We start from the raw sequence: 1819 nt of genomic DNA, 5'->3' as shown, positions 1-1819 counted from the left end.
CTTAATAGCCTTTGAGATAAAAGGAGGCGAAAAAGAAGCATTCACCTTTTTAAACAATTTAAAGTTAATTAAACTCGCCGTAAGCCTTGGGAGCACAGAAAGCCTTGCTCAACATCCAGCAACAATGACTCACGCTGGAGTTTCTTCAGAAACAAAAGAAGCTATTGGTATAAATGAAAGATTGGTTAGAATCTCAATTGGTATAGAAAACCATAAAGATTTAATTAACGATATTAAAGAAGCCTTAAGTAAAATATAAAAATTCATATTTGAATAATAAGCTTTTAAAGTTATTTAATCTCTAATATTTTACTTGTTCTTTTATTAAAGTAAATTTGATCTTTAATTTTTTTACCTAATAGCAACATGCCTATTGGACTTATAGGAGATACAAAATAATACATTTTTGACTCAATTTTTAAAAATCCTGCAGGTATCGATAAATAGTAATTTAAATTATCAGTTATAACTATCGAGCCTAAACATACAACATCAGTATTTATATTTTTCTCAAACGAAATAAGCTTTTTAAAAACTTGTTCATTTAATGAGATTTGTTTTCCAAGTTTTTCTCTTTCAATTTGAATCATTGCTCTGCCAGTTTCATGTTTATCTCCTGCAGAGCTTTTATCTTCAGACTCTAATGCGAGTTTTAGTTCTTTTTTTCTTTTCTCTAATACTTTTAATTTTTCTCGAATATAATTATCACAATGGGAGTGTAATTTTTTCTTCAGCATAAAAAATGTTGATTATTATTTTATTGACCACCTTTTCTATTTGGAAGCCTCTTTGAAGGCCATTCCATTTGTTTACCTGAACGTTTACTTAAAGGCAGTGTAATCTTTTCTCTTGAGGCGAATTCAATATCTTCAGAGGCCATATATGCTAATATTACTGTTAGAACTACATTATTCCTTACATCGTCAAAAATAATTTTATCATATGTATCTCTATTTGTATGCCACGTATAATTCCGATAAGACCAGTTTAAAGAACTTAGACTAAAAGCTGGAACACCAGCTGCAATAAATGAAGCATAATCTGAACCTCCCCTACCTGGTATTCCAGGAAAATCAGTTTCAATATGTTGGCTTACATATTCAGGAACCTGATTTAACCATCTACCTATGTAATCATAAGCATATAGATATCCTTGACCTGAAATATTAATAACTCTTCCTGTACCATTATCCTGATTAAATACAGCTTGAACATTCTCTACAATTTCAGGATGGTCCTCCACAAATGATCTAGACCCGTTGAGACCTTGTTCTTCACTTCCCCAATGACCTACAAGTATCGTTCGCTTTGGGTTTGGGTATATTTTTTTTAAAATCCTCATTGCTTCCATCATTACAAGAGTGCCTGTTCCATTATCAGTAGCCCCTGTTCCCCCATCCCATGAGTCAAAATGAGCAGATAAAATAACATATTCGTTTGGTTTATCAACACCTTTAATTTCTGCAATAGTATTAAATGTAGGAACTTCCCCTAATTCTTTAGATTCAGCTGTAATTTTAATAATTGGCTTCTGTCCTCTAGCAGATAGTCTATAAACCATCGTGTAATCTTCAAGTTCTAAATCAATAGTTGGAATTTTTTTAGTTCTTGCACTAAATATTTTATTAGATCCAAATCCTCGAGACCAATTTGAACTAATCAGTCCAACTGCTCCAGCATTTTCTAGTGCTTCATGAATATTTCTAAAAGTATACCCAGTATTCTTCATGTTTTGACTCCATGATTCTGAATATTCTTTCCTTTCTGATTTCATTTTTTCAAAAGATGCTTCAGTAGCAAACTCTTTCCAGTTATAGTC

Annotated in this window: 3 protein-coding genes; 1 reads left to right on the top strand and 2 read right to left on the bottom strand. The window is 31.7% G+C overall.

The genetic code is table 11. The annotated features are described in order from the left end of the window. Positions 1-259 (top strand): PLP-dependent transferase (locus AC34EU_RS00875; RefSeq protein WP_489695998.1); only part of this gene is annotated, 259 nt, incomplete at its 5' end. A gap of 31 nt (positions 260-290) precedes the next feature. On the opposite strand, the gene AC34EU_RS00870 is transcribed toward AC34EU_RS00875, so the two are convergent. Beyond that, a complete protein-coding gene (locus tag AC34EU_RS00870) occupies positions 291-737 on the bottom strand; it encodes a 3-oxoacyl-ACP synthase (RefSeq protein WP_487533047.1) in 447 nt (148 codons plus the stop codon). Between the two features lie 20 nt (positions 738-757). Further along, positions 758-1819, bottom strand: a 1062-nt coding sequence (locus AC34EU_RS00865; protein WP_489695997.1) for a M20/M25/M40 family metallo-hydrolase, incomplete at its 5' end; no start/stop codon positions are given.

This window comes from Candidatus Marivariicella framensis (assembly GCF_982709265.1).
This window is presented reverse-complemented; position numbering and strand designations above follow the sequence as displayed.